Raw genomic sequence first — 21,674 nt, forward strand, 5'->3', positions numbered from 1 at the left:
CGGCCAGTTGGCGATATCGGAGACAAGATGATGACCCAATCCTTGAACATGAGCAGACGCGGCCTCATCGGTGCGGCCGGCGCGAGCGTTCTCGGCGCGCCGTTTTTGATGGCGCGCAGCGCAAATGCCCAGACCAACCAGCCGCAGACCTCGATGGAGATAGAGCACGCCATGCCGCCCGAAACCAACCGCTTCAAGCTCGGTAATTTCGAAGTGCTGGTGGTGAAGGATGGCGCGCGCGCGGCCCCCAATCCCGGCGAGACCTTCGGCACAGACCAGTCGGCCGAGACGGTCGGTAAATTGCTGGAAGACAATTTTCTGCCGACGGACCAGTTCGTCAATTCCTTCTCCCCCGTCCTCGTCAATACAGGGTCCGACCTCGTGCTGTTCGACACCGGTTTCGGTGAGGCCGGGCGCGGTGCGGGCAATGGTCGCCTGATCGAGGGCATGGCAGCCGCCGGTTACGCACCCGAAGATGTGACAGTGGTGGTGCTGACCCACATGCATGGCGACCATATCGGCGGCCTGATGGAGAAGGGCGCACCGGCCTTTTCCAAGGCACGTTATGTTTTCGGTCAGACGGAATATGATTTCTGGACGGATGAAAAGCGCGTCGGCACGCCGGCCGAGGGCGGTCACAAGGGTGTTCTCGCCAACGTGAAGCCGCTGGCCGAAAAGGCGACCTTCATCGGCGACGGTCAAGATGTGGTGTCTGGCATCACAGGCATAGCAGCCTTCGGCCATTCGCCGGGGCACATGATTTTCCGTGTCGAATCGGAAGGCAAGCAGCTGATCCTGACGGCGGATACGGCCAATCATTTCGTGCTGTCGCTGCAGAGACCTGACTGGGAAGTTAAGTTCGACATGGACAAGACGGCAGCCGCTGCGACCCGCAAGAAGGTCTTCGACATGATTGCCACCGACCGGCTGCCCTTCCTGGGCTACCATATGCCTTTCCCGTCTGTCGGTTACGCAGAAAAGCTGGATACGGGTTATCGTTTCGTGCCGAAATCTTACCAGTTTGATATCTGATATCTGCTGCAATGCAGCAACAGGAAAAGCCCGGAAGCCGATTCCGGGTTTTTTCTATTCCCTTCCTGTCATGAACGTGTTACCAGCCCTCGCCAACTTCCAAGCAATCCTTGCAGGGCGCCGGGGTGAACTTTTCGTTCCGGAGCGGCCACGCATTTTCAGTATGAAGGAATTTGGTCATGGCACGCATCATTCAAACACCCACTGGTTTGGACGCTCTCACATTTGACGATGTGTTGCTGCAGCCCGGACATTCCGAAGTCATGCCGGGACAGACGAATATCGCCACCCGCATCGCCCGCGATATCGATCTCAACCTGCCTATCCTCTCCTCCGCCATGGATACGGTCACCGAAGGTCGCCTCGCGATCGCCATGGCCCAGGCCGGCGGCATCGGTGTCATCCACCGCAACCTGACCCCCATCGAACAGGCCGAAGAAGTCCGGCAGGTGAAGAAGTTCGAAAGCGGCATGGTCGTCAACCCCGTCACCATCGGCCCGGATGCGACGCTTGCCGAAGCACAGGCGTTGATGAAGGCGCACGGCATTTCCGGCATCCCGGTGGTTGAAAACGGCGGCGCCGGCGGTCACAAGAACGGCCGCCTCGTTGGCATCCTGACCAATCGCGACGTCCGCTTCGCCTCCGATCCGCAGCAGAAAATCTACGAACTGATGACCCGCGAAAATCTGGTCACGGTCAAGGAAAGCAGCGTCGATCAGCAGGAAGCACGCCGCCTCTTGCACAAGCACCGCATTGAAAAGCTGCTCGTGGTGGACGCCAAGGGTAATTGCGTCGGCCTCATCACCGTAAAGGACATTGAGAAGTCGCAGCTGAACCCCAATGCCACCAAGGATGCGCAGGGCCGCCTTCGCGCCGCTGCCGCCATCAGCGTTGGTGCTGACGCCATCGAGCGCGCCGAGCGCCTCATAGATGCCGGCGTCGACCTTCTGGTTGTCGATACCGCGCACGGCCATTCGCAGCGCGTGCTGGATGCCGTCTCTCAGGTCAAGAAGATGTCGAACTCGGTTCGCATCATCGCCGGTAATGTCGCCACTGCCGACGGCACCAAGGCTCTGATCGATGCCGGCGCGGACGCCGTCAAGGTCGGTATCGGCCCCGGCTCCATCTGCACCACCCGCATCGTCGCCGGCGTCGGCGTGCCGCAGCTTGCGGCGATCATGTCGTCGGTTGAAGTCGCCAACGCGGCTGATATCCCCGTCATCGCCGATGGCGGCATCAAGTTTTCGGGCGATCTGGCCAAGGCGATCGCCGCCGGCGCCTCGGCCGTCATGATCGGCTCGCTGCTTGCCGGCACGGATGAAAGCCCGGGCGAAGTATTCCTGTATCAGGGCCGGTCCTTCAAGGCCTATCGCGGCATGGGCTCCGTTGGCGCCATGGCGCGTGGTTCTGCCGACCGTTATTTCCAGGCTGAAGTGCGCGACACACTGAAGCTCGTGCCTGAAGGTATTGAAGGCCAGGTTCCCTATAAGGGCCCGGTCTCCGGCGTTCTGCACCAGCTGGCCGGCGGCCTGAAGGCTGCCATGGGTTATGTTGGCGGCAGCAACATCAAAGAATTCCAGGAACGCGCCACTTTCGTGCGCATTTCCAGCGCTGGCCTGCGTGAAAGCCACGCCCATGACGTGACAATCACCCGCGAAAGCCCGAACTACCCCGGCGCGGTTTGATCTTTCGAGCCGAATCCGTAAAAAGATAGGCTAGTTATTTGGCGCTCCCCGATTCATGCCGGATCGGGGAGCGTTTTCATGATTGGAGAAAAGCATGTCACCCACGACCGCAATGTTCTGGCCGATGATCGCCCATGTCGTTCTGGTCTTCTGGCTTTACGCGCTTCTGATCGTTCGGCGCAACAAATATGCATTCAAGGATCGCGAATCGGCGATCCGTCTCCGGGATCACGGCGAGGAGGCACGCGAAAGCCGTCTGGTGAACCGCAACATCGCCAACCAGTTCGAAGTGCCGGTCCTGTTCCACATTGCCTGCCTGCTGCTCTACATCACGGATGCGGACAATATCGTGACCGTTGTCCTGGCATGGCTTTTTGTGCTTTCGCGTTATGCGCATTCCTATGTCCACGTCACCAGCAACCGCCTGCGTCAGCGCGGCGCATTGTTTGGTATTGGTTTTGCGCTGGTCGTCTGCCTGTGGGGATGGCTCGCCATATGGTTGGCGCTGGAGTAAATCAGCACCGTGAGGTTGCTTCATAAGTGAGACAATCCCGGCCTGCAAAATGGTGCGATTTGCGATGGGTCAATTCCATGATGCCCCATCCCCGTTAATCTCTGCCTCGCCGTCGAGGATTTCAGGCGAGCAGAGATTAGGGAGTATGTCATGGCTAAGACAATGAAAGCGGCAGTCGTCCGCGCATTTGGAAAACCGCTGACCATCGAGGAAGTGGCGATACCGGATCCCGGCCCCGGTGAAATTCTCATCAACTACAAGGCGACGGGCATTTGCCACACCGACCTGCACGCCGCAACCGGCGACTGGCCGGTCAAACCCAATCCGCCTTTCATCCCCGGCCACGAAGGTGTCGGTTATGTCGCAAAGATCGGCGCTGGCGTCACGGGCATCAAGGAAGGTGATCGCGCCGGTACGCCCTGGCTTTATACCGCCTGCGGATGCTGCATCCCCTGCCGTACGGGCTGGGAAACGCTATGCCCGAGCCAGAAGAATTCCGGTTATTCCGTCAACGGCAGCTTCGCCGAATATGGTCTCGCCGATCCGAAATTCGTCGGCCGCCTGCCGGATAATCTCGATTTCGGCCCGGCCGCACCTGTCCTTTGCGCCGGCGTCACCGTCTACAAGGGTCTGAAGGAAACCGAAGTCAGGCCCGGTGAATGGGTGGTCATCTCGGGCATTGGCGGGCTTGGCCATATGGCCGTGCAATATGCCAAGGCCATGGGCATGCATGTTGTTGCCGCCGATATTTTCGATGACAAGCTGGCGCTTGCCAAAAAACTCGGCGCCGATGTCGTCGTCAACGGCCGTGCGCCTGACGCGGTGGAGCAGGTGCAGAAGGCGACCGGCGGTGTCCATGGTGCGCTGGTGACCGCGGTATCGCCGAAGGCCATGGAACAGGCCTATGGCTTCCTGCGCTCCAAGGGCACCATGGCGCTTGTCGGCCTGCCGCCAGGCTTCATCTCCATTCCGGTATTCGACACGGTGCTGAAGCGCATCACGGTGCGCGGCTCCATCGTCGGCACACGACAGGATCTCGAGGAGGCGCTGACCTTCGCCGGCGAAGGCAAGGTGGCGGCTCACTTCTCGTGGGATAAGCTCGAAAACATCAACGATATCTTCCACCGCATGGAAGAGGGCAAGATCGACGGCCGTATCGTCGTGGACCTCGCCGCCTGATGTGAAAATCCGGAAGCGGCGCTCACGCAAATGTGTGGCGCCCCTTCCGACTGCCTTATTCCCCGCCCTTAGATCTGCGTTATCCTCCCGCATCTGTGCGTCCAAGGAGGATAGAGCGATGGACAAGTCCAAGATTACGCAGGCCATGATCGACGCTTATGATGAGTATACCCATCTCAGCCTTGATCGCCGCAAATTCATGGAAAAGCTCACCGTGCTGGCCGGCTCCGGCGCGGCGGCGGCGGCAATTGCGCCCCTTCTTTCCGCCAACAGCGCCCGCGCCGCCATCGTCGCGCCTGACGATGCTGGCATTGTCGCGGAAGACGTGACCTATCCGGCGCCCGGGGGCGAGATGAAGGGTTATCTCGTCACGCCGAAATCGGCGTCCGGCCCCATCGGTTCCGTCATCGTCATTCACGAGAACCGCGGCCTCAACGACCATATCCGTGATGTGGCCAGACGCGTGGCGCTCGCCGGATTTCGGGCGCTCGCGGTCGATTTCCTCTCGCCGCAGGGTGGTACGCCCGCTGATGAGGAGAAGGCGCGGCAGATGTTCAGTGGTCTCGACATGGATGCAACTGTCGCCAATGCCGAAGCGGGACGGGTTTGGCTTGCGGCAAGGCAAGGGGCGAATGGCAAGGTCGGCGCCATCGGTTTCTGCTGGGGCGGCGGGCTGGTCAACCGTTTCGCCACCAAGTCAGAAGGTCTGAATGCCGGCGTCGCCTATTACGGTCAGCAGGCCCCGGCGGCCGATGTGCCGGCCATAAAGGCACCGCTGCTTTTGCATTATGCCGGTCTCGACGAGCGCATCAATGCCGGCATCGATGCTTACAAGAAGGCGCTGGAGGAAAACGGCAAGACCTTCGAGATTTTCGTCTATGACGGCGTCAACCATGCCTTTAACAATGACACGTCTTCGGCGCGCTATGACAAGGCGGCTGCTGATCTCGCCTGGGGGCGGACGGTGGAGTTTTTCAGGAAATATCTGGGGTGATTGGGTTTTGAGCGGGCAGCTGTTCTTCTCGCCGGTGGGGGAGGCGGAAATGCTTTTGGATGTTGTCCATTGAGAGCGAACCGAGGCGCGTCGGGCTCACCCCCCTCTGCCCTGCCGGGCATCTCCCCCTCAAGGGGGGAGATCTGCAAGAGGCGCTACCGCCACTTTATTCTCAAGCCCTAAGATGGGCGAGACCTCGCCTCAAGTCGATCTCCCCCCTTGAGGGGGAGATGCCCGGCAGGGCAGAGGGGGGTAAAGCCCCACGCACCCTCGATCAAGTGCCCTAAACCCCACCAGCCCCACGCTTCAAATGCTCATCCAGCCGCGGCATGATTTCCACGAAATTACACGGCAGATGACGATAATCGAGTTGCGCCTTGAGGATGCCATCCCACGCATCCTTGCAAGCCCCCGGTGATCCCGGCAGCACGAAGATGAAGGTCGCATTCGTCACACCACCGGTCGCGCGTGACTGGATGGTGGCGGTGCCGATCTTGTCGTAGGAAATGCGATGGAAGAGGGCCGAAAACCCGTCCATGCGCTTTTCGAACAGCGGTTCCAGCGCCTCCGGTGTCACATCGCGGCCGGTAAAGCCGGTGCCGCCTGTCGTGATGACCACATCCACGCCATCAGTGAGCGTCCATTCGCGCACCGTGTCTGCGATCGCCGCCTTGTCGTCAGGCACGATGGCACGGGCGGCGAGCCTGTGGCCTGCCTCCTTCAGCCTTGCGACGAGCGTGTCGCCTGATTTGTCATTCTCCAGCGTGCGGCTGTCCGAAACGGTCAGAATCGCAATACCGAGGGGAATGAAGGGTCTATCGCCTGCCATGGCCTTGTCCTCGAAATATCCGGCCCTCAAATGGTCCGCGTTGCCTGAAAATACCAGCCTGGGCGCTTCTTCCGAAGCGATGTTTCCGCGTTTTGGGCGGCATCGAAGGAATGAAAAATCCCGAAACAGGTTGCCCCGGAACCGGACATGCGCACGAGGGTGGCGCCCTCCTCAGACAGCAACCCGATGATCTCGCCGATGTCAGGCAGAAGCGCCTGGGCCGGCGGTTGTAGATCGTTGCGACTTTCCGCGAGAAAATCCATCCAGCCGATTGTCACCTCGCCAACCTTGGCTGGCGTCGGCAGAGGTGGGTTGGCCTTGTTCTGCAATCGCCGGAAAATCTCCGGCGTCGAGACCGCTTTCAGCGGGTTGGCCAGCACCAGAAACAGTTCCGGCAGGTCATTGACCGGTTCGATGTCCTCGCCGATGCCGCGTGCGATCAGCGATCGGCTTTCAAGACACATAGGCACATCCGCACCGAGCGTCAGCGCTATGGACGAAATCCTATCCGGTGTCATCCCGGCACGCCAATGGCGCAGAAGCGCCCGCAGCGTTGCCGCTGCATCCGCTGAGCCGCCCCCTATACCTGATGCAACGGGCAGATTCTTTTCAAGGTGAATGGCGACCGGGGGCGCTGGTTGACCCATTGATGCGAGCGCGTTGCGCAGTAAATCTCTGGCCCGGGTAACGAGGTTATCGCCGCCATCGCCGGCGCGTAGAAGATCGCCAAACGGTCCTGAGATGGAGAAGCTGTCGACATCGGCGTCCTGGATATGGATCGTGTCGCCGGCTTCGGTAAACACCACCAGCGATTCAAGCAGATGGTAGCCATCCGCCCGCTGCCCGGTGACGTGGAGTGCCAGATTAACCTTGGCCGGGGCCGCCTCGACTGTCTCGGCCGCCCCGGAAATGCCCTGCATCGCCATGTGGCGTCAGGATTTCTTGTCCGGAGCAGGGGTCGCCGGGGCCGGAGGAGCCGGCGGGTGCGGCGCCACGTCCTTCTTGGCCGTATTCTCGGCATCCTTCTCGACTGGCGGCAGGCCGTTGGCGATCTTTTCCTTCACCTTGGCCTTGTCCACGTCGTCGCTGTCGCCGATCAGTGCGCGGTTCCACTGATAGACCGCCTCGATCTTGCGGCCGACGCGCCAATAGGCATCGCCCAGATGGTCGTTGATGGTGGGATCACCGGCCTTGAGTTCGATTGCCCGTTCCAGTTCGGTCACGGCATCGTCGAAATCGCCGAGGCGATAATGCGCCCAGCCGAGCGAATCCACGATATAGCCGTCATTCGGCCGAAGCTCGACGGCGCGGCTGATCATCTTCATGCCTTCATCGAGATTGATGCCCTTGTCCACCCAGGAATAACCCAGATAGTTCAGAACCTGCGGCTGCTCGGGGTTGAGCTCCAGCGCCCGCTTGAAATTCGGTTCGGCCTTGTCCCATTGCTTCAGGCGCTCGTAGGCGATGCCGCGCTGGAAAAACACCGTCCAGTCGGATTTCTGCGGCACGGCGCCGATCACTTCAACGGCCTTGTCGTAATTCTCCGCCATGGCCTTGTAGTCCTTGGCATCGGACAGCACGCTGCCATAGGCGAGGTAGGAACGAATATCCTTGGGGTCGGATTCGAGGAGCGACTTGAGGTGTTTGCGTGCCTCTTCCACCTTTTCGGTCTGCGCCAGCGTCAGTCCGAGCTGCAGCTCGGAGATGCGATACATCGGCGAGTCCTTCGGCACTTCACGATAGAAGGCGATGGCACGTTCCGGCTTCTTCATGGCTTCTGCAAGTCCGCCGAGAAGAATGAGCGTATCCGGGCTCTTCGGATCGAGCGCGCGCGACGTCTGCAGATAAAGCGTGACGATCTCTTCGGCGCCTTCGCGGTTCAACGCACCGGCGATGGAGAACATGACGCTGGCGGCGCCCTCCACGGCATTGGTGATCTGCTGCTCCGGCTTCTCACCCTTTTCGATGGACTGGCGGAGCGCTTTCAGCGGTGCGTAATTCGGCGCGAAAGTGTCGCCGACCGCGATCGCATCCAGCGCTTTCTGCTTGTTGCCGGCGGAAGCCTCCAGCCTTGCGAGCGCCATCACTGCGCGCATATAGGTATCGGAGGCGGTCGCTCCGCCTTCGCGGTCGGTTACCGCTTCGTTCAGGCTCTTGCGGGCGGCCTCGGTGTTGCCGGAAACAAGCGCGATGGCTGCCGCATTGTATTTCTGGAAGATCGAAATCCAGCCCGGGCCCTTCATGTTGTTGACGAGCGCCAGAGCCTCCTTCGGCTTGCCGGAACCCGCGCGCGCCCAGGCGGTCAGAAGCGTGTTGACCATGCGGTCCAGATCGTTCGGGCCGGAATATTTCAGGATTTTCTCGGCCTTGGCGAATTCCTTGTCCTTGATGGCGTCGAGGCCACGCACGATGGTCGTGACGCGTTCCACCGAGGTATCGTCCTTCATCGAATCGGCAATCTTGGCGCCGGCTTCGAAGTTGCCGCTCAGAAGTTCGGCGATCATCAGCCGCTGGCGGATCTCCGAGTTGGCAGGGTCGAATTCCAGCGCCTTCTTGTAGAGCGAAATTGCGGTGGGATAATCCTGATCGACATCGGCATTGCGTCCGGCGAGGAAGGCGCCGGAGAAGGTGTTGACCTTGCCGGGGTCGAACGTAACGGCCTTGTCTTCCGGTGTCGCCTTCGTCTCCGCAAAGCCGGGGCTTGCACCCGCGCCGATTGCGAGAGCGGCGGCAAGAGCCGCGCTGCAGAGAAGACGGAGTGCTGGTTTACGCCGCATGAGGGAACCTTTGCCTTTGTGCAGAAGCACGGAAAAATCAGTTTCCATTGTTTGGTCACTACAGAATGGCTTTTTTGAAGCAACCCCGCAAGAAATTATGGCCCCGGCCACAATCACGCCTCGCGGAGAGCAAGGCCCGCAACCTCGGGCGGATGCTGTGTTCCATCCGCCTTTCGCCTGGCCTGCGGCGTCAGTTCAGACGCTCGATGCAGAAGTCGATCACTTCCAGAAGCGCATTTTTCCAGGGGCTCTGCGGCAACGGTGCAAGCGCATCGCGGGCAATGGTGCCATAATGCGTTGCACGGCCTATCGTATCGCCGAGGCCGTTATATTTTGTGATCAGGCCGAGCGCCTTTTCGAGGTTCTCGTCGCTGCTCTCGCCATTTTCAATGGCATTGCGCCAGAAAGCGCGCTCATCCTGCGTGCCGCGGCGATAGGACAGGATGACCGGCAGGGTGATCTTACCCTCGCGGAAATCGTCGCCCGTGTTCTTGCCGAGATCAGCCGACTTGCCGCCATAGTCCAAGACGTCATCGACCAGCTGGAAGGCGAGGCCGAGATTCATGCCATAGGATTTCAGTGCACTGCGGGTCGCCTTGTCGGTCTTGGCGACGATGGGGCCGACTTCGGCCGCGGCGGCGAAGAGGGCAGCCGTCTTGGCGCGAATCACCTGAAGATAATCGTCCTCGGTCGTTTCCATGTTCTTGGCGACCGAAAGCTGCAGTACCTCACCCTCGGCGATGACCGAGGCGGCGGTGGAGAGCACGTCGAGCGCATCGAGAGAGCCGACATCCACCATCATGCGGAAGGCCTGGCCAAGCAGGAAGTCGCCGACGAGAACGCTTGCCTGGTTGCCCCAGATGGTGCGTGCGGTGGATTTTCCGCGACGCAGATCGCTTTCATCCACCACGTCGTCATGCAGAAGCGTCGCCGTGTGCATGAACTCCACGCTGGTGGCGAGCTTGATGTGGTTGTCGCCCTCGTAACCGAACATCGAGGCCGAGGCGAGCGTCAGCATCGGCCGCAGGCGCTTGCCGCCGGACGAGATGAGGTGGTTGGCCACCTCGGGTATCATCTGCACGTCGGAACCGGCCTTGGAAAGGATAAGCTGGTTCACCCGTTCCATGTCGGGGCGGGTCAGGTCGACAAGCGGCTTGACGGATGCGAGTTTGTTTTTGCTTTCTTCAAGCGGTATGACGACGCCCAAGGGACAGGACTCCAGTTCGAATTTGAATTCGACAATAAAAACTGACGCCTTGCGCGGCAAGGGGCGAATTGCCGCTAGCCATTCAAAAAGATGGGAATTTAAGGTCTATCCATGCGTGAACTGATCCGTACCAACGATGCCGTGCTGCTCTCCTTCGCCGAAAGCCTGATGAAGGATGCCGGCATCCATTGCCTCATTGCCGATCAGGCAATGAGCATTCTGGAGGGATCTCTCGGCCTTTTGCCCCGCCGGTTTCTGGTAGAGGAAGATCGGGCGGCTCAGGCCCGCCGTATCCTCATCGATGCCGGGCTCGGCGACGAGTTGCGCAACGAAGAGGCTTGAACGACGGTGGACGACGGCATTTCCGAAACGATCGATGCCTTTCATCGGGGCCGGTTTCATATCATCCAGCCGAAGGGCAGGGGGCATCGGGCCGGCATGGACGCCATGCTTCTGGCTTCGCTGGTGGCGGATGACCGCCCCTGCCGGATTGCCGATCTGGGTGCCGGTGCCGGTGCCGCCGGCATGGCGGTTGCGGCGCGGCTCGAAAAGGCCAGGGTGACGCTCTATGAGCGCTCGCCGGAAATGGCGCAATTTGCCCGCCGCAGTCTGGAACTGCTTGACAATGCAGCCTTTTCGGCCCGCGTCGAGGTGCGCGAAGCGGATGTGACGCTGCGCGCGAAAGCCCGTGTGGAAGCGGGTTTGCCCGACGATCATTTCCATCACGTCATCATGAACCCGCCCTATAATGACGCGGGCGACCGCCGCACGCCGGATGCTCTGAAGGCCGAAGCCCACGCGATGACGGACGGCCTGTTCGAAGACTGGATCAGGACCGCGGGTGCGATCATGATCCCGGGCGGGCAGCTTTCCCTGATTTCGAGGCCGCAATCAGTGGCGGAGATCATTGCTGCCTGCGGCAGCCGGTTCGGCGGTATCGAAATCACCCTCATCCATCCACGTCCCGGCGAGGATGCGGTACGTATGCTCGTAACCGCCATCAAGGGATCGCGCGCACGGCTGTCCTTCCGCGCGCCGCTCATCATGCATGAGACCGGCAGCCACGCCTTCACCCCCTTCGTTGATGACCTCAACAATGGTCGTGCGGCCTATTCCCGTAATGTAAGGGCAATCAGACCCGGCTTATAAAATCACCGTGACGCTAGCCGCATGCCATTGTGTTTTGCCCGGCGATACATACATCCGTGTCGATGAAGTCATTGCTGTGAGGATTGATTGGTGGGTTTGCTGAAGCTTCTTGTGCCGAAACGCTTTCGTAAAAAAGAGCTCGTCATTCCCGTGGTGCGCATGCATGGCGCGATTATGGCCGGCGGCAACCAGTTCCGCCCCGCCCTCAATCTCGCTTCCTATGCGCCGCTTCTCGAAAAGGCCTTCGCCGTCAAGGATGCTCCGGCCGTCGCCATTTCGCTCAATTCGCCCGGTGGTTCGCCGGTGCAGGCGCGGATGATCTATAACCGTATCCGCCAGCTTGCCGAGGAAAAGGACAAGAAAGTCCTCATCTTCGTGGAGGACGTCGCAGCCTCGGGCGGCTATATGATCGCTCTTGCCGGCGACGAGATCATCGCCGACCCCACCTCAATCGTCGGTTCGATCGGCGTCGTCTCCGGCGGCTTCGGTTTTCCGGAAATGTTGAAGAAGATCGGTGTGGAGCGGCGCGTTTATACAGCCGGTGAGAACAAGGTCATTCTCGATCCCTTCCAGCCGGAAAAGGAAGGCGACATCGATTACCTGAAGTCGCTTCAGGTCGAAATCCACAATGTTTTCATTGATATGGTCAAGATGCGCCGCGGCTCCAAGCTAAAGGGCGACGAGGCGATCTTCTCCGGTCTGTTCTGGACCGGCATGCGTGGCCTCGACCTTGGCTTGATCGATGGGCTGGGTGACATGCGAGAGGTTCTGCACCGCCGTTATGGTGAAAAGGTCAAGCTCCAGCTCGTCAGCGGCGGGCGCACTTTGTTCGGTAAAAAAGTACCTGGTGTGAATGCTGCGTTTGGCCTCGACACCCCAAAGCTGGCGGCGGGCGCCGTCGCGGGTCTTGCGGAGGTAGCCGAAGAAAAGGCATTGTGGTCGCGTTTCGGTCTATGATGTCGCGGGAATAAAGCCTTATGGCGCAGCTTATTACAATCATTCTTCTGGTGGTGGGGGCCATCATCCTCTACCGCCGCTTCGTTCGCGATGCGGAAAAGCTCTCGGCAAAATCGAAACAGCGCGAGAAGGAACGCGAGACCGGAGCGATCGGCACGCTGATCAAGGATCCCGAGACGGGAGAGTACCGCGTGAAGCGTGAGGATGAGGCATAAGGCGCAGTCATCCCGGACAATCTCGTTTGCCAGTCCTGAAGGATTGGGGTTAACCCAAAAATCAGCTTTTCGGGACAGCCCTGAAATTCGCGGAGTATTTTCGTCCCGATTGTGCGATTAGTGATCCACAAATTTTAGGGTGATCTGCTTTGCTTCGGCCTAAGCCGGCTGAAGTCTCGCATTGCGCAGCCGGACGGGGTAGTTTTGCAAAAAGTTCATTCCATTCAGTTTTTGCGGGCGGTTGCCGCGCTTTCCGTCATGTTTTTTCACATTGTCGGGGCTCCTCTGACGATAGGCGCCGCCGGGGTGGATGTGTTTTTCGTAATATCGGGATTTGTGATGGGCATGGTCGGCGATAAGGCGACACCCACCAAATTCCTGCGTCATCGGCTTTTCCGTATCGTGCCGCTCTACTGGGCCGTTACATTGCTCATGTGCCTTGGCGCGCTGGCAGGCGTGTTTTCCACATTCACCTTTACCATGGACCATCTCTGGAAATCTTTGCTGTTCATCCCTTATGCGGATGCTTCGGGCCAGGTCACTCCTCTCGTGATGGTGGGCTGGACGTTGAATATGGAGATGTTCTTTTATCTCGTTTTTGCGTTGGGTCTTGCACTGCGCGCGCCCATTTCCGTGACGATCATTGTCCTGACGGGCATGGTCTGCCTGGGGCAACTGGCGGACTGGCAGTCTCCCTTCATGCAGATCTGGGCCTCGCCGCTGCTGCTGGAATTCCTCGCCGGTCTTGTCCTGTCGCAGATTGCCTTTGCGGGCGTGCGCAGCGGCGCTGCGGCCCTGGTGCTTTCTTTTGTCGGCTTCGCTTTCGCGGCCGGTATCGGTGAGCAATCCGGCCTTCTGCGCATCGCGAGCTGGGGCGTGCCAGCCTTTCTGCTGGTGGTGGGCTGTGTGTGGATCGAAAGAGCGGGTGGCTGGCCCATCGCGTGGCTGAAGCCCTTTGAAATCATCGGGGACGCCTCCTATGCGCTTTATCTCCTGCACGGGCTGGTTATTTCCGTGGTCTACAAGATCATAGCGCCGGGCCCTGCGGCGGGGATCGTGGTTGTTTTTGCGGCATTGGCTGTCTCGGTTGCAGCACATCTCCTGTTTGAAAAACCGGTGATCAGGCTTCTCAGGAAATTCGCAGACCGTGGCATCGGTGGTCAACGTGCCGAGGCCGTGGGCTGATCGCCGCTTCGCATAAAACCTTGACCCTCAGGCCACGCCGTGGCACCAGTCCGCATCCGAAGTAAGTCAATGCTTACTTGTCCTCCTAACGCCGCGATGACTGCAATGACCGATGTTCCCGACCATATGAACCCGAAGCGTTCCTTTCAGGCGCTGATCCTGACGCTGCATAATTACTGGGCCGACAAGGGCTGCGCGGTGCTGCAGCCTTACGATATGGAAGTGGGCGCGGGTACGTTCCATCCGGCCACGACGCTGCGCGCACTTGGGCCGAAGCCGTGGAAGGCCGCTTATGTGCAGCCCTCGCGCCGCCCGTCGGACGGCCGTTACGGGGAAAACCCCAACCGTCTGCAGCATTATTACCAGTATCAGGTCATCCTGAAGCCAAACCCTTCAAACCTGCAGGAACTCTATCTCGGTTCGCTGAAGGCAATCGGCCTCGACCCTCTGCTGCATGACGTGCGCTTCGTCGAAGACGACTGGGAAAGCCCGACGCTCGGTGCCTGGGGCCTTGGCTGGGAATGCTGGTGCGATGGCATGGAAGTGTCGCAGTTCACCTACTTCCAGCAGGTCTGCGGCATCGAATGCTCGCCGGTCGCGGGCGAACTGACCTATGGTCTGGAACGCCTCGCCATGTATGTCCAGGGCGTCGACAATGTCTACGACCTGAACTTCAACGGCCGCGAGGGCGAAGAGAAGATTTCCTATGGCGACGTCTTCCTGCAGGCCGAGCAGGAATATTCCCGCCACAACTTCGAATTCGCCGATACAGCCATGCTGCATCGCCATTTCATCGACGCCGAAAAGGAGTGCCAGGCGCTTCTCGCTGCCGGTGCGCCCGGGGACAACGATAATCAGCGCCTGCACAAATGCGTGTTCCCGGCCTATGACCAGTGCATCAAGGCCAGCCACGTCTTCAACCTTCTGGATGCGCGCGGCGTGATTTCGGTGACGGAACGTCAAAGCTATATCCTGCGCGTGCGCACGCTGGCAAAAGCCTGCGGCGAAGCTTTCCTGCTGACGGATGCGGGCGGGCTGAACTGGAATAGGGCCGCTTGATTTTTAGCGGTAAGCTCTTGTCTAACTTTGATGATTTGAAAGGCCGTTCTTGACGGCCTTTTATTTTGTGTGGATTCGTATGGCTGAATAGCGCAATGGGTTTAACCGTGAATAATATTAGAAATTTCTGTTTTCTATATGTGCTTACACTCGGATGCGTTCTCGGTAATGGCGCGGCTGCGGAAACGACAGACTGGATGAGCGGCAACGATGCCTTTGCCCGCGCCGACAAGCTGCGTTCTTTCGGAATGATCGTCACCCGCATGGAGTGCAAGGATAGCGGCCAGCGCTCTCTCGATGTGGGCAGCGCGCTCGTCCGCATGCACTACACGCGCAATACGAAAATGCTCGACTGGGTCATAGACGGCTGGAATCATCTGGAGGGAAACAAGGAATATTGGGCTGAGCGAGGCTACAGGCTTGCCTCCTATACTCTTTTTGTCCGTAAGGTATCCGGCCTGAAATTATATTGTACCGTCTTTTATAAATAACGGGCGCTGCTTCCTGCAGCGGGTCCGTTCCGCCAAAAGCGGACAGAATGAGCGAAGCCCCATGACTTTGCGGTAATGAGCGGTTATCGTGCGCGCAACGAAGCTGGGAATCGCAATTCATGTTCATCACGCTGGCAATCATCGCGGCAATCGCGCTTTATGTTGTCTTCATCTATAACGGTCTCGTCAAGGCGCGGCAGATGAAGGAAGAGGCGTGGTCGGGCATCGACGTGCAGCTGAAGCGCCGCGCCGATCTCATCCCCAACCTCATCGAGACCGTGAAGGGTTACGCGGCCCATGAAAAGAGCACCTTCGAGGAGGTGATCAACCTGCGCAACCGGGCGCAGGCCGTACCGGCGGGAGACGTTGAAGGCCGCGCCCAGGCGGAAGGGCTGCTGTCGCAGGCGCTCGGCAAGCTTTTTGCACTTGCCGAAGCCTATCCCGACCTCAAGGCCAACACCAACTTTCTGGAATTGCAGCGCTCGCTCGAAACCATCGAAAGCGAACTCCAGATGTCGCGCCGTTATTACAATGGCGCTGCCCGCGATCTTAACGTCAAGGTGGAGAGCTTCCCGTCCAATCTCGTGGCGGGGCAGTTCGGTTTTGCCAAGGCGCCCTATTTCGAGATCGACAACCCGGCCGACCGCGCCGTGCCGACGGTGAAGTTCTAAGCACCGGCTCACAAATTCCCGCCGATATTCCGATAGCCCGGCTTTGCGCCGCATTCTTTGACAAGACGACGATCATGATCGAACTGACCATCACCCCGCCCGGCCACCCGCTTTCCGGCAAGGTGGAGCCGCCCGGTTCCAAATCCATTACCAACCGTGCACTTCTGCTGGCCGGGCTCGCCAAGGGCAAAAGCCGTCTCACGGGCGCGCTGAAAAGCGACGATACGCTTTACATGGCAGAAGCGCTGCGTGAGATGGGTGTCAAGGCAACCGAGCCTGACGCGACCACCTTCGTGGTGGAGAGTTCAGGTGGGTTGCATCAGCCGGAAAAGCCGCTTTTCCTCGGCAATGCCGGCACAGCTACCCGCTTTCTCACCGCCGCTGCCGCCCTTGTGGATGGCGCCGTCATCATCGATGGCGACGAGCATATGCGCAAACGCCCGATCATGCCGCTGGTGGAAGCCCTGCGCTCCCTCGGCGTTGAGGCGGAGGCGCCGACCGGCTGCCCGCCCGTCACCGTCTGCGGTAAGGGTACTGGCTTCCCGAAGGGCAGCGTCACGATCGACGCCAACCTTTCCAGCCAGTATGTGTCCGCACTTCTGATGGCCGCCGCCTGCGGCGACAAGCCTGTCGATATCATCCTCAAAGGTGAGGAAATCGGCGCGAAGGGCTATATCGATCTCACCACATCGGCCATGGAAGCCTTCGGCGCAAAGGTGGAGCGGGTCAGCAACGCCATCTGGCGCGTGCATCCGACCGGCTACACGGCGACCGATTTCCATATCGAGCCGGATGCCTCGGCCGCCACCTATCTCTGGGGCGCTGAGCTTTTGACCGGCGGCGCCATCGATATCGGTACGCCGGCCGACAAGTTCACCCAGCCGGATGCCAAGGCCCATGAGGTCATGGCGCAATTTCCGCATCTGCCCGCCGAAATCGACGGTTCGCAGATGCAGGATGCCATTCCCACCATTGCCGTTCTCGCCGCCTTTAACGAAACGCCGGTGCGTTTCGTCGGCATCGCCAATCTGCGCGTCAAGGAGTGCGACCGAATCCGCGCCGTCTCACTCGGCCTCAACGAAATCCGCGATGGTCTGGCGCATGAGGAAGGCGACGACTTGATCGTGCATTCCGATCCTTCGCTTGCGGGCCAGACGGTGAATGCCTCCATCGACACTTTCGCCGACCACCGTATCGCCATGAGCTTTGCGCTGGCGGCGCTGAAGATCGGCGGCATTGCCATCCAGAATCCGGCCTGCGTGGGCAAGACCTATCCCGGTTACTGGAAGGCGCTCGCCTCGCTGGGAGTCGAATACTCGGAAAAGGAAACCGCTGCCGAGCCGCAGCATTAGAAGAACGGTATTGGTTTTCCGTCATTCCGGCCCTGAGCCGGAATCCAGTGCGATCAAGTCCTTGATCGCGAAAGACTCTTCAAGCCGCGCAGACGCGCGGCTGCTGGATACCGGGTCTAGCCCGGTATGACGGCAATGACTGTATTCTGAAACCGGAAACGCTCCATTCCCTTAAGGAGAAATCACCCGTGAAGACCATCGCCGCAAGACTTCTCGCGCTGTTCGTCTTCCTGGGCGCGGCCTTCCCGGCTTTCGCGGAAGAGTTCATCCGTTCGTATCATTCCGTCATCGAGGTTGCGCAAGAGGGAAAGCTGACGGTGACGGAAACCATCACCGCCCGCGCCGAAGGCCAGAACATCAAGCGCGGTATCTTCCGCGATTTCCCGCTTTACGCGCTGGATGCGAATAACCGCCGCACCAAGGTGGATTTCAACGTCGTTTCGGTGGAGCGCGACGGTGCGCCCGAGAACTGGCGCACCGAAACCATCGATGGCGGTATCCGCATCTATACCGGCAGCGCCGACCGTTTTCTGCCGACCGGCGAACATATCTTCCAGATCACCTACACCACCGCCCGGCAGATCCGTTATTTCAGCGATTATGACGAGCTGACCTGGAACGTCACCGGCAATGGCTGGCAATTCCCCATGGGCGAGATTTCCGCTACCATCACGTTGCCTGATGGTGTCAAGGCGACGGATACCGCCGTCTTCACCGGTCCGCTTGGCGCAAAAGGCAAGGACGCCCGCATCCTCAGTGAGGGCAACGAGGTTTTCTTCGCCTCCACTCGCCCCTTTTCGGTGGGCGAGGGCATGACGGTTGCGGTGAAACTGCCCAAGGGGGCTATATCGGCTCCTGACACCACGCAGGAGGCGGGGTGGTGGCTGCGGGACAATCTCGCCATCCTCCTTTCGGGCGGCGGTCTCTTCGTCGTGCTCCTCTATTATCTGCGAGCCTGGTTCGCCGTGGGCCGCGATCCGGCAAAAGGCGTCGTCGTGCCGCGCTGGGACGCGCCGGATGGACTTTCCCCGGCGCTGGTCAATTACGTCGATAACCGCGGTTTTTCCGGCGCAGGATGGACGGCGCTTTCCGCTTCGGCACTTGATCTGGCCGTAAAAGGTTATGTGGTTCTGGAGGACCTGAAGAACGCCATCGTCATCCGCCGCACGCAAAAGGCGACGGCCGACAACCTGCCGACGGGACAGAAGACGCTGCTTTCCTCCATCGGTGGGCCGGGGGAGACGCTAACCATCGACAAGGCCCATGGGGCGGAGGTCGAGAAGGTCGGCAAACAGTTTCGCGCAGCGATAGAGAAAGAACATCGCGGCAAGTATTACCGCAGCAATGCCGGCTACACCGTCTTCGGTATCTTCCTCAGCCTCGCCCTCATCGTTGCGACGCTGGTCTTCGGCGATCTGGATGAGAGCGCCATCGCCGCTGTGCTGGTCTTTGGCTTTTTTGCTTTCTTTTTCAGCATCCTTTCGATTGGCATCGGCCGGCAGTTTTCGCGCGGCGCGCCGCTGCGCAAGCGGATCGGGGGCATCGTCATGCTCGCCTTTGCCGGTTTCGTGGCCTTTTCGGCCATTGGCGGCATCGCCACGCAAATCCTGCTTGACGTTACACATGACACCAAGTCACTGGCGCTCGCTGCCATCGGCGGAATCGTGCTCACCAATGCGCTGTTCCTGTTTCTGATGGGCGCGCCGACGCCGCTCGGTCGCAAGCTGATGGATGGCATCGAAGGCCTGCGGACCTATCTGACGCTGGCCGAAAAGGACCGGATGAACATGGCGGGCGCGCCGGCCATGTCGCCGCAACATTTCGAAACGCTGCTGCCCTATGCCGTGGCGCTTGGCGTCGAAAAGCCCTGGAGCCGTACGTTCGAGACCTGGCTCGCGACCGCCGCCGCCGGTGCCGCCGCGGCAAGTTATGCGCCCGGCTGGTACCTGGGCAGCAATTACGGCAGCTTTGGCGACAGGATCGGCGGGTTCTCAACCTCTATGGCAAGCACAATCGCCTCCACCATTCCGCAGCCTGTCAGCTCTTCCGGCTCCAGCTTCTCAGGCGGGGGCGGGGGCGGTTTTTCCGGCTCTGGCGGCGGCGGTGGCGGTGGCGGCGGCTGGTGATGCCTGCCGCGGTAATTTAACCGATAGCTGGTGACTTTTGCCGCTGGTCTTGCTAAGTCCGCGACACTCTTTTGCAACAGATTAAAGTCCTTATCCCATGCCCGATCTTCTGCTTGAACTTCGCTCCGAGGAAATCCCTGCCCGCATGCAGCGCAAGGCGGCGGGCGATCTGAAGAAACTCGTCACCGATGCGTTGGTGGAGAGAGGGCTGACCTATGAAGGTGCGCGCGAATATTGGACACCGCGTCGCCTGACGCTGGATATTCGTGGCCTCAACGCCCGCTCGGCCGATGTGCGTGAGGAAAAGAAGGGTCCGCGCACCGATGCCAATGAAAAGGCCATCGAAGGCTTTCTGCGTGGCGCAGGCCTCAACGATATCTCGGAAGCGCAGGTTGTTTCCGATCCGAAGAAGGGTGATTTCTACATCGCCATCATCAACAAGCCGGGCCGTCCGGCGGAAGAGATCATCGCCGAGGTGATGCCCGGCATCATCCGCTCTTTCCCCTGGCCGAAATCCATGCGCTCCGGCCCCGCTTCGATGCCGAAAGGCTCCAGCTATGCCGGTATCGAAGGCAAAGGTTCGGAAAGCCTGCGTTGGGTGCGGCCGCTGCAGTCCATTGTCTGCCTGTTCGGCCCCGAACACGATGAAACGCAGGTCATCCCGTTTGCCATCGATGGTATCGTTGCCGGCAACGTCACCTATGGCCATCGTTTCCATGCGCCGGGTCCGATCACCGTGCGCCGTTTCGAGGATTATGTCTCAAGCCTCGAAAAGGCGAAGGTCATTCTCGATGCCGAGCGCCGCAAGGACATCATCCTGCACGACGCCAAGGACCTCGCTTTCGCCAACGGCCTCGACCTTGTGGAAGACGAAGGCCTGCTGGAAGAAGTTTCCGGCCTGGTCGAATGGCCGCAGGTGCTGATGGGCACTTTCGAAGAGGACTATCTGCAAATCCCCGCAGAAATCATCCGCCTCACCATCAAGACCAACCAGAAGTGTTTCGTCACCCGCAACCAGGGTGCGGAAGAGGGCCTTTCCAACCGCTTCATCCTTGTCTCGAACATCGAAGCGAGTGATGGCGGCAAGGAAATCATCCACGGCAATGGCAAGGTCGTGCGCGCGCGCCTGTCGGATGCCCGCCATTTCTGGACCCGTGACCAGGGTGATCTGCCCGATCTTGAGACGTTGAAGGACTCGGCTGCAAAATTCAGCCTCGATCTTAAAAAGCCCCTCGACCAGCGCATGGCGAAGCTCGATGCGCTCAACGTCACCTTTCACGCCAAGCTCGGCACGCAGGGCGAGCGCGTATCCCGCATCCGCGAACTGGCGAAGACTTTGGCCCCGATCGTCGGCGCCGATGCCGCGCTGGTGGACCGCGCCGTTGTGCTGGCCAAGGCCGACCTGCGCACCGAAGCCGTCGGCGAATTCCCCGAGCTTCAGGGCCTGATGGGCCGCAAATATGCGGCGCTTCAGGGCGAAAACGAAAGCGTTGCGGCCGCCATCGAAGATCACTACAAGCCGCAGGGTCCTTCCGACCGCCTGCCGGCTGACAAGGTGGCGATCACGGTCGCTCTCGCTGACAAGCTCGACACTCTCGTCGGTTTCTGGGCCATCGATGAAAAGCCGACCGGTTCGAAGGACCCCTTCGCGCTGCGCCGTGCGGCGCTGGGTGTGGTGCGTATTCTGCTCGAGAAGAACGTCCGCCTGCCTTTGCTGAGTGTTGCCAAGGACCCGGACCTTCTCTCCTTCTTCCACGACCGCCTGAAGGTCTATCTCCGCGATCTCGGCGCGCGTTACGATCTGATCGACGCCGTCCTGACGCCGGAATCCGACGACCTGCTGATGATCGCCCGCCGTGTCGAAGCGCTCACCGCCTTCATCACCGGTGAGGATGGCCGTAACCTTCTGGCAGGCGCCAAGCGCGCCACCCAGCTTCTGGCCGCGGAGGAGAAGAAGGGGACTGTGGTGGCGGATGGCGTTTCGGAAGAGTTGTTGAAGCTCGATGCCGAAAAGGCGCTTTATGCGGCGATCAAGACCGCGTCTGCCGATGCCGCGAAGGCTGTTGCCGGCGAAGATTTCCGCTCTGCCATGCAGGCGCTTTCGACACTTCGCGCGCCCGTCGATAAATTCTTCGAAGATGTGCTCGTCAACGACGAGGACGCGGCCATCCGCGCAAACCGTCTGGCGTTGCTGAAGGCCATTCGCGAGGCAACTGGCACGGTTGCGGATTTCTCGAAGATAACGGGCTGAT

Annotated in this window: 20 protein-coding genes; 16 read left to right on the forward strand and 4 right to left on the reverse strand. The window is 60.0% G+C overall.

Going from position 1 to position 21,674, the window contains the following annotated elements:
* The first annotated feature begins 30 nt into the window (after positions 1-30).
* The 5 genes from EYD00_RS01325 (at position 31) to EYD00_RS01350 (ending at position 5,404) form a co-directional block, all read left to right on the forward strand.
* A complete protein-coding gene (locus EYD00_RS01325; RefSeq protein ID WP_004440094.1) occupies positions 31-1,032 on the forward strand; it encodes an MBL fold metallo-hydrolase in 1,002 nt (333 codons plus the stop codon).
* A gap of 179 nt (positions 1,033-1,211) precedes the next feature.
* Positions 1,212-2,717: an IMP dehydrogenase gene (gene guaB / locus EYD00_RS01335; protein WP_004440097.1), complete on the forward strand. Its 1,506-nt coding sequence runs from the start codon at positions 1,212-1,214 to the stop codon at positions 2,715-2,717.
* 112 nt (positions 2,718-2,829) lie between these two features.
* A complete protein-coding gene (locus tag EYD00_RS01340; RefSeq protein WP_034496309.1) occupies positions 2,830-3,231 on the forward strand; it encodes an MAPEG family protein in 402 nt (133 codons plus the stop codon).
* Between the two features lie 150 nt (positions 3,232-3,381).
* On the forward strand, positions 3,382-4,410 hold the full coding sequence (gene adhP, locus EYD00_RS01345) for an alcohol dehydrogenase AdhP (RefSeq protein WP_004440101.1): 1,029 nt from the start codon (positions 3,382-3,384) through the stop codon (positions 4,408-4,410).
* A gap of 118 nt (positions 4,411-4,528) precedes the next feature.
* Positions 4,529-5,404 (forward strand): dienelactone hydrolase family protein, encoded by an 876-nt coding sequence (locus tag EYD00_RS01350; protein WP_004440103.1) that lies wholly within the window; start codon positions 4,529-4,531, stop codon positions 5,402-5,404.
* A 283-nt stretch (positions 5,405-5,687) separates the two neighbouring features.
* Here EYD00_RS01350 and moaB read toward each other — a convergent pair whose 3' ends face one another.
* The 4 genes from moaB to EYD00_RS01370 all read right to left on the reverse strand — a co-directional run bounded on the left by moaB (position 5,688) and on the right by EYD00_RS01370 (position 10,217).
* Complete coding sequence (gene moaB / locus EYD00_RS01355) at positions 5,688-6,233, reverse strand: molybdenum cofactor biosynthesis protein B (RefSeq protein ID WP_034496305.1); 546 nt, start codon at positions 6,231-6,233, stop codon at positions 5,688-5,690.
* A 26-nt stretch (positions 6,234-6,259) separates the two neighbouring features.
* Positions 6,260-7,159 (reverse strand): 4-(cytidine 5'-diphospho)-2-C-methyl-D-erythritol kinase, encoded by a 900-nt coding sequence (locus EYD00_RS01360; protein WP_004440106.1) that lies wholly within the window; start codon positions 7,157-7,159, stop codon positions 6,260-6,262.
* Positions 7,160-7,165: 6 nt separating this feature from the next.
* Positions 7,166-9,058, reverse strand: coding sequence for a tetratricopeptide repeat protein (locus tag EYD00_RS01365; protein WP_022555656.1), 1,893 nt, complete (start codon positions 9,056-9,058; stop codon positions 7,166-7,168).
* A gap of 142 nt (positions 9,059-9,200) precedes the next feature.
* Entirely contained in the window at positions 9,201-10,217 is a 1,017-nt protein-coding gene (locus EYD00_RS01370; protein ID WP_004440110.1) for a polyprenyl synthetase family protein, read from the reverse strand.
* 111 nt (positions 10,218-10,328) lie between these two features.
* Here EYD00_RS01370 and EYD00_RS01375 point away from each other — a divergent pair, with 111 nt between their 5' ends.
* The 11 genes from EYD00_RS01375 to glyS all read left to right on the forward strand — a co-directional run bounded on the left by EYD00_RS01375 (position 10,329) and on the right by glyS (position 21,673).
* On the forward strand, positions 10,329-10,559 hold the full coding sequence (locus EYD00_RS01375) for a putative signal transducing protein (protein WP_004440111.1): 231 nt from the start codon (positions 10,329-10,331) through the stop codon (positions 10,557-10,559).
* A 6-nt stretch (positions 10,560-10,565) separates the two neighbouring features.
* Positions 10,566-11,366, forward strand: coding sequence for a tRNA1(Val) (adenine(37)-N6)-methyltransferase (locus tag EYD00_RS01380; protein WP_004440112.1), 801 nt, complete (start codon positions 10,566-10,568; stop codon positions 11,364-11,366).
* A 90-nt stretch (positions 11,367-11,456) separates the two neighbouring features.
* Positions 11,457-12,323, forward strand: a complete 867-nt coding sequence (locus EYD00_RS01385; protein ID WP_004440114.1) for a S49 family peptidase — start codon at positions 11,457-11,459, stop codon at positions 12,321-12,323.
* A gap of 20 nt (positions 12,324-12,343) precedes the next feature.
* Complete coding sequence (locus tag EYD00_RS01390) at positions 12,344-12,538, forward strand: NfeD family protein (RefSeq protein ID WP_004440115.1); 195 nt, start codon at positions 12,344-12,346, stop codon at positions 12,536-12,538.
* Between the two features lie 204 nt (positions 12,539-12,742).
* Complete coding sequence (locus EYD00_RS01395) at positions 12,743-13,723, forward strand: acyltransferase family protein (RefSeq protein ID WP_004440116.1); 981 nt, start codon at positions 12,743-12,745, stop codon at positions 13,721-13,723.
* Between the two features lie 96 nt (positions 13,724-13,819).
* Complete coding sequence (locus EYD00_RS01400; RefSeq protein ID WP_020813609.1) at positions 13,820-14,782, forward strand: glycine--tRNA ligase subunit alpha; 963 nt, start codon at positions 13,820-13,822, stop codon at positions 14,780-14,782.
* A gap of 107 nt (positions 14,783-14,889) precedes the next feature.
* Positions 14,890-15,273: a hypothetical protein gene (locus EYD00_RS01405; RefSeq protein WP_223215408.1), complete on the forward strand. Its 384-nt coding sequence runs from the start codon at positions 14,890-14,892 to the stop codon at positions 15,271-15,273.
* Between the two features lie 119 nt (positions 15,274-15,392).
* A complete protein-coding gene (locus tag EYD00_RS01410) occupies positions 15,393-15,944 on the forward strand; it encodes a LemA family protein (RefSeq protein ID WP_004440119.1) in 552 nt (183 codons plus the stop codon).
* 74 nt (positions 15,945-16,018) lie between these two features.
* On the forward strand, positions 16,019-17,296 hold the full coding sequence (gene aroA / locus EYD00_RS01415) for a 3-phosphoshikimate 1-carboxyvinyltransferase (RefSeq protein ID WP_034495992.1): 1,278 nt from the start codon (positions 16,019-16,021) through the stop codon (positions 17,294-17,296).
* Between the two features lie 188 nt (positions 17,297-17,484).
* Positions 17,485-19,422: a DUF2207 domain-containing protein gene (locus EYD00_RS01420; RefSeq protein WP_004440123.1), complete on the forward strand. Its 1,938-nt coding sequence runs from the start codon at positions 17,485-17,487 to the stop codon at positions 19,420-19,422.
* 97 nt (positions 19,423-19,519) lie between these two features.
* A complete protein-coding gene (glyS, locus tag EYD00_RS01425; protein ID WP_004440125.1) occupies positions 19,520-21,673 on the forward strand; it encodes a glycine--tRNA ligase subunit beta in 2,154 nt (717 codons plus the stop codon).
* The last annotated feature ends 1 nt before the right edge of the window (position 21,674 follow it).

Origin of the sequence: Agrobacterium sp. 33MFTa1.1, assembly GCF_004328495.1 — a bacterium.
Classification (GTDB): domain Bacteria; phylum Pseudomonadota; class Alphaproteobacteria; order Rhizobiales; family Rhizobiaceae; genus Agrobacterium; species Agrobacterium pusense.